Source organism: Geminicoccus sp. (genome assembly GCF_036263595.1).
Lineage (GTDB): Bacteria > Pseudomonadota > Alphaproteobacteria > Geminicoccales > Geminicoccaceae > Geminicoccus.
Genome location: NZ_DATAGQ010000103.1, coordinates 1 through 6,311, shown reverse-complemented (window position 1 = coordinate 6,311; position 6,311 = coordinate 1). Strand labels below are relative to the sequence as shown.

The window sequence follows — 6,311 nt, the reverse complement described above, 5'->3', positions numbered from 1 at the left end:
GCTGGTCCTGAGCTGGCCCACCAAGCCCGCGGCATGCCAGGTCGAGCCGGAGGTAAGCTTGCCCTTTTCCAGCAGCAGGACCTCGCCCACGCCCATCTGCCCGAGATGATAGGCGACCGAGGCACCGACGATGCCGCCGCCCACCACAATGACGGCAGCACTGGTAGGAAGATCGGTCATGACCGCTCCATGGCATCGAGAGCGCCGAGCGCTGCCTCGAACCGCGCGAGATTATCGGAAGTATAGGCCGCATAGTCGAAGTCGAGGGTGGAGTGGATCTCCGACACCATGCTCCACATCGTCTCGCGGAGCAGCGATGCAGCCGCCATGGCGGCTGCCGTCCGCCGCAGGTCGTCGCTGAGCGGCTGCTCGTAATAGGCTTCCAGCAGTGCCTCCGACTCCGGCTGGGGCATCCCGGCGTTCGACGCGAGCCCGCCCAGGTCGAACAGCGGGGAGTTGAAGCCGGCATATTCCCAGTCGACCAGCCAGAGCCGCTGCCCGTCGTCCAGGATGTTGGCCGGCAGGAGATCGTTGTGACCAAACACGATCTCGACCGGCCCGACGATCTTCTCGAGCCGCTCCCCCGCCTGGAGCAGCCGGTCCAGCCTGTCGAGGTGACGGCTCTTTCCCTCGCGCAGCACGTGGCCGTAGTCGCGGAGAACGTGGAAGACCCAGAACATGAAACCAGGGCCGCGCAGATGCCTGGCGACGTCTCGGTGGCACTGGCGCAGGAGATGGACCAGCCGCTGCCGGTTTCGAGGCAACCGGACCGCATCCGGATCAAGTGGCTCTGCCTCCACATAGTCCAGGACGAGGATGCCGGGCTCGGCATGGATCACGGCAGGGGAAAGTCCGGCGGCGGCCGCTGCCTTGCTCGCGGCCAGTTCGTTCCTGCGCAGGATCCCGTGATAAAGGATGTCCTCGCCAACCCGCACGACGCGCCGCGCCGGCCCGTCGTCGACGATGAAGTTCAAATTGGTGATCCCGCCTCCCAATGGCTTGGGCTCGACCTTGCCCTGCCAGATCGAGAGGGAAGCCACCTTCCTGGCTGCCTCGTCGAGGGTCATGCATGCCCTCCCGAAGTCGGCCGCAACTGTGCCGCCCTTGCCTGGATCAGCCGGTCAGCCACGATCGCGATGAACGCGACGCACAGGCCTGCGACGATCCCCCGGCCGGTATCCGCCTTGGTGAGCGCCACATAGACCTCCTGGCCGAGATCGCGGGTGCCGACCAGGGCGGTGATCACCAGCATCGACAGGGCCAGCATGATCGTCTGGTTGATGCCCAGCAGGATGTCTGGCCGCGCCAGCGGGAGGCGGATGCGGGTCAGCATCTGCCAGGGCGTGCAGCCGGATGCGGTCCCGGCCTCGATCAGGGCCGGCTGGATCTGCCGGATGCCGTGCGCCGTGTAGCGGACGGCCGGTGCCAGCGCGTAGAGCACGACCGCGATCATCGCCGTGAAGTCGCCCACCCGGAACAGCATCACGACGGGGATCAGGTAGACGAAGCTCGGCAGGGTCTGCAGCGTGTCGATGACCGCCTCCATCACCTGCCATGTCCGCCGGCTGAGGCCGCTGGCGATGCCCAGCGGGATCCCGATGGCGGCGGCGATCAGGACGGACACGCCGCAGAGGTAGACGGTCTGCATCGCATTTTGCCACTGGCCGTTCAGGACGATGAACAGGCCGAAGGCCAGGCACATCGCCGCCAGCAGGACCCCGCCCAGCCGCCAGCCCAGCAGGGCCACCACCAGCAGCACCCACGGCCAGGGCAGTGCCGTCAGGAAGCGGCGGACCGGGACCAGCAGGTTCAGGACGATCGCCGTCTTGATCGCCTCCAGCGCGTCGAAGAAATGAACGTTCAGCCAAGCGACGAGATCGCTCCAGAACGCGCCGGTCGAGACCGTCCAGCCGGCCGGGTAGATGGCGATGGCTGGCACTACCAGGCCCGCCAGATAGATCCCACCGATGGCCGCGACGAAGGCGATCCAGAACCGCTTGTGGCGTCCATAGGCGTCGTCATGGGCGGCACGGCTCAGGCGATCTAGGGCGACTGCCAGCAGCACGATGGCCAGGCCCGCCTCCAGGCCGCCGCCGATGTCGAGGCGGCGCAGCGAGGTCAGCACGTCGTAGCCGAGCCCGCCCGCCCCGATCATCGAGGCGATGATGACCATGTTCAGCGAAAGCATGATGACCTGGTTCACGCCGACCAGGAGTGTGGGCCGTGCCGCCGGCACCAGCACCTTCCAGGTCATCTGTCGCTCGGTGCACCCGGCCATGCGGCCGTACTCGACGATCTCGGTCGGCACGGCACCCAGCCCCTGCATGGTCACGCGCACCATGGGCGGCATGGCGTAGGTAATCGTGGCGAGCGTCGCCGCGACGGGGCCGAAGCCGAACAGGAACAGGATCGGCACGAGATAGGCGAAGATCGGCACCGTCTGCATGAGGTCGAGGATCGGCAGGAGGATGCTGCGGATGGCCTGGCTGCGATGGCCGGCGATCCCCAGCAGCAGGCCCAGCGCGATGCCGATCGGCACGGCGATCGCGATCGAGGCCAGCGTCACCATCGCGCTGGCCCACTGTCCGAACACGGCCAGATAGAGGAATGACGCGCCGCCCAGCAGCGCCAGCCTTGGGCCGCCCCAGTGCCAGCCCAGCATGGCAGCACCCAGCACGACCGCCAGCCATGGCAGCGGCGGCAGGACCTGGACCGCCGTCGAGCCCTGCCCGTCCATGAGCCCCGTCGCCAGCAGCATGGTCGCCCAGTGCAGCGGCCAGTCCAGCAGCCAGGAGATGCCGCGCGTCAGCTGCCGGAAGGTGAAAAGGCCGAAGCTCGCATCCTCGGCCAGCCAGTTCATGAAGGCGGAGATCTGCTTGTCCCAGCCAAGCCGCCACGGGCGCGGCACTTCCAGCAGCCATGCCGGGTACTTGACCGGCAGGACCGCCAGGATCGCGGTGACGAGGAGCACGACCATCCAGAGCCAGCGGGCCCGGTTGCGGACCACGCCCTCCGAGACCGCCGCCATCGGCAGGGCAAGGCTCATGCCGCCGTCTCCCTGCCCAGGAGCACCTCCATGATCGCGGCGCGGTCGACCAGGCCGACCGGCCGCCCCTCCTCCTCGACCAGGAACGGACGCTCGCTGGCCTCCACCTTGGCGGCGATCGCGTGCACCTTCGCCCGGGCGTCGACCGCGCCGGCCACGGCGACCCGATCCTGGAGCGGCCGCATGATCCCGCGCGCGGACAGGATCTTCGCGCGCGGCGCCTCACGGGTGAACTCGGCCACATAGCTGTCGGCCGGGTGGAGCACGAGTTCTTCGGGCGTGCCCGTCTGGATGATCCGGCCACCGCGCATGATCGCGATCCGGTCGGCCAGCCGGATGGCTTCGTCGAAGTCGTGGGTGATGAAGACGATGGTCTTCTTCAGCACGTTCTGCAGCCGGAGGAACTCGTTCTGCATCTCGCGCCGGATCAGCGGGTCCAGCGCGGAGAACGGCTCGTCCAGGAACCAGAGTTCCGGCCCCACTGCCAATGAGCGGGCGATGCCGACCCGCTGCTGCTGTCCGCCCGACAGGCGATGCGGCAGTTCCCGCTCCCGGCCGCCCAGGCCCACGAGCTCGATCATCTCGCGCGCCCGGCGCTCGCGCTCGCCGCGCGGCACGCCCTGCACGTCCAGCGGGAACGCGACATTGCCCAGCACCGAGAGATGCGGCAGCAGCGCGAAGTTCTGGAAGACCATCCCCATCTTGTGCCGGCGCAGCTCGATCAGCTCGGCCTTCGACGCCTGCAGCAGGTCGCGCCCGTCCAGGAGCACTTTCCCCCTGGTCGGCTCGACCAGGCGGGACAGGCAGCGCACCAGCGTGGACTTGCCCGAGCCGGACAGGCCCATGATGACGAAGATCTCGCCCTCGTGGATATCCAGCGTGGCATCGGCCACGCCCGCCACGATCCCGGCGCTGGCCAGCTTCGCATCGTCCGGTGCGGGACCCAGCCGTTCCAGGTCCGCCGCACCGGCGCCGAACAGTTTCCACAGCCCGCGTGCCGCGAGCTTGACGGGGCGACCGTTCATCGCTGGCCTGCCGCCCCGCTCACCGTCACTGCCCGATCCAGGGCTTCCAGCGCCTCTCGTTTGCGGCGACCCAGTCCGCCACGACCGTCTCGACCGGCTTGCCATCCAGGTCGACCGCACCGATCATCTGGCCCATCTCGTCATTGCCGATCTGGAACGCCTTGATCGCCTGGTAGGCGCCCGGCCACTTGTCCTTCACGCCGCTCCACGCGACCTTCCAGATCGGCCCGCGCGGCTTGCCGCAGTCATAGGCCATGTCCGGGTTCGTGCCCCAGGCCGGATCCTCGTAGCAGGCCTTCTCGTAGGGCGGAAAAGCCACCCACTCCCCCTGGTACTTGATGGGCGCCCAGTGCGGTGCGTAGACCCATAAGAGGACCGGGGCCTTGCGCTGGTAGGCGCTCTCCAGTTCGGCGAACAGGGCCGCGTCCGTGCCGGCATGGACCACCTGGAAGGGCAGCTCCAGGGCCTCGACCCGCTCCTCGTCGAACCCGCCCCAGGTGACGGGGCCGCCCAGATAGCGGCCGTCCGGCGCCGTTTCCGGCGTGGAGAAGGCTTCGGCGCACTCCTTCAGCGCGTTCCAGTCGGGCAGGCCCGGGCAAGCCTCCTTCATGTAGGCAGGATACCACCACTCCTCGATCGCGATCATCCCGGTCTCGCCCAGGTTTTCCACCTCGCCGGTCGCGACCGCCTGGTCCATGGCCTCCTGGCCGGTGGTCGCCCAGATCTCCATGGCAACGCTCAGGTCGCCGCTGCGCAGCCCCGGGAACTGGGCCAGGTAGTCGGCCTGGACGTACTCGACATTGTAGCCGGCCTTCTCCAGGACCGATCCCATGATCCGCGTCGTGATCAGCTGCCCCGTCCAGTCGTGCAGGGTGAGCTTGATCGGGTCGGTCGATTCCACCGCCCCCGCCACCTCACCGGAGAAGACGAGCGGCAGCGCCATGGCCGCCGACAGCAGAAGCTTTTTCAGCATTCCTTCCCCCACCATTCTTGGACGAAGTCGGCGCCTGCGCTGCCTCGTCGCGTGCTCCATGTAGAACTCTCCGCAAGGAACCACGGTGAGGTCAACATGAAATCCACAAGAATGTTGATTTAGCCATGGGGCCGCCGCAGCCTTCGACGCAAAGGGCTGGGGCTGCGGATGTATCCGACCAAGTGGCAGACCGCGATCATGGCGACGCTGCGCGAGCGCGGCCGCTGCACCATCACCGATCTCGCCAGCGAATTGGACGTCTCGGACGAGACGATCCGGCGCCATGTCCGGGCTCTTGTCGAGGAGGGCAGGCTGCTGCGGGTGCATGGCGCGGTGGCGCTGCCGCTTGGCCAGACCGAGCCTCCCTTCTCGCTGCGCCTGAAGGAGCGGACGGAGGCCAAGCGGCTGATCGGCCGTCAGGCAGCGGCCCAGGTCCAGGACGGCCAGACGGTCATGATCGACGGTGGATCGACCACCACCTTCGTGGCGGAGGCCCTTCTCGAGCGCAAGGAGCTGTCCGTCGTCACCAACTCGCTGGAGATCGCCCGCATTCTGCTGGGAAGGCAGGGCCACCGCGTCTTCCTGGCTGGCGGAGAGTTCCGGGCTGACATCGGTGCGGCGGTCGGCACCGAGGCGCTCTCGTTCATCGAGCAGTTCCGCGCGGACCTGGCGATCTTGTCGATCGGCGCAGTGAGTGCCGAGGACGGCCTCATGGATTTCGACCTGGCCGAGGCCAGGATCGCGCAAGCCATGATCGGGGCATGCCGCCGCACCATCGTGGTTGCCGATGCGGCCAAACTCGGCGCCACGGCGCGGGTCAGGGTCTGCGGCTTCGACGAGATCGACGCAATCGTCTCCGATGCGCAGATCCCCCCGCCCATGCGGCCATGCATCAAGTCGGCCGCCCTGCAGTGGATGGTCGCCGGCACGTGGCCGGCTGCAGGTCCTGCAGAGACAGCAATGACAGATGCAGCAGATTAGAATAAATCAATAACAGATTGAAAACCCAGACATAGACAGACCCGCACCTCCTATATTAGTGCGTCGCCACAATTGTTACTTGCTGCGCAGAAAGCATAGTCTTTCAAGAAGCGTTCTTATCTGCACAGCAGAAGCACTCGGCCCTGGGAGACTGCCGCGAAACCCTGGCCTTGGCCGTGCTGCTGTGATTCGATCCTGGTGAAGCAGGATGGGGGCGTCCGATGGTGCGCAAGGCGGTGGGTCAGGTGAGCCTGGTGGAAGCGCTGCTGCCGGCGGCCTTTGGCAG

At 67.3% G+C, this 6,311-nt stretch carries 6 protein-coding genes; 1 reads left to right on the top strand and 5 read right to left on the bottom strand.

Annotation, left to right across the window (positions count from 1 at the left end):
* From VHL31_RS09220 to VHL31_RS09200, 5 genes are all read right to left on the bottom strand, one after another.
* Positions 1-180, bottom strand: a 180-nt coding sequence (locus VHL31_RS09220) for an FAD-dependent oxidoreductase (protein WP_329660912.1), incomplete at its 3' end; no start/stop codon positions are given.
* A complete protein-coding gene (locus tag VHL31_RS09215; RefSeq protein ID WP_329660911.1) occupies positions 177-1,067 on the bottom strand; it encodes a phosphotransferase in 891 nt (296 codons plus the stop codon). The genes VHL31_RS09215 and VHL31_RS09220, both read right to left, overlap by 4 nt.
* Complete coding sequence (locus VHL31_RS09210; RefSeq protein ID WP_329660910.1) at positions 1,064-3,046, bottom strand: ABC transporter permease; 1,983 nt, start codon at positions 3,044-3,046, stop codon at positions 1,064-1,066. The genes VHL31_RS09215 and VHL31_RS09210 overlap by 4 nt, the downstream gene beginning before the upstream one ends.
* Positions 3,043-4,071 (bottom strand): betaine/proline/choline family ABC transporter ATP-binding protein, encoded by a 1,029-nt coding sequence (locus VHL31_RS09205; RefSeq protein ID WP_329660909.1) that lies wholly within the window; start codon positions 4,069-4,071, stop codon positions 3,043-3,045. Before VHL31_RS09205 ends, VHL31_RS09210 begins: the two co-directional genes overlap by 4 nt.
* Positions 4,072-4,096: 25 nt before the next feature.
* On the bottom strand, positions 4,097-5,014 hold the full coding sequence (locus tag VHL31_RS09200; RefSeq protein ID WP_349262400.1) for an ABC transporter substrate-binding protein: 918 nt from the start codon (positions 5,012-5,014) through the stop codon (positions 4,097-4,099).
* A gap of 198 nt (positions 5,015-5,212) precedes the next feature.
* Between VHL31_RS09200 and VHL31_RS09195 the strand changes: the two genes are divergently transcribed.
* Complete coding sequence (locus VHL31_RS09195; RefSeq protein ID WP_329660907.1) at positions 5,213-6,025, top strand: DeoR/GlpR family DNA-binding transcription regulator; 813 nt, start codon at positions 5,213-5,215, stop codon at positions 6,023-6,025.
* Positions 6,026-6,311: the final 286 nt, after the last annotated feature.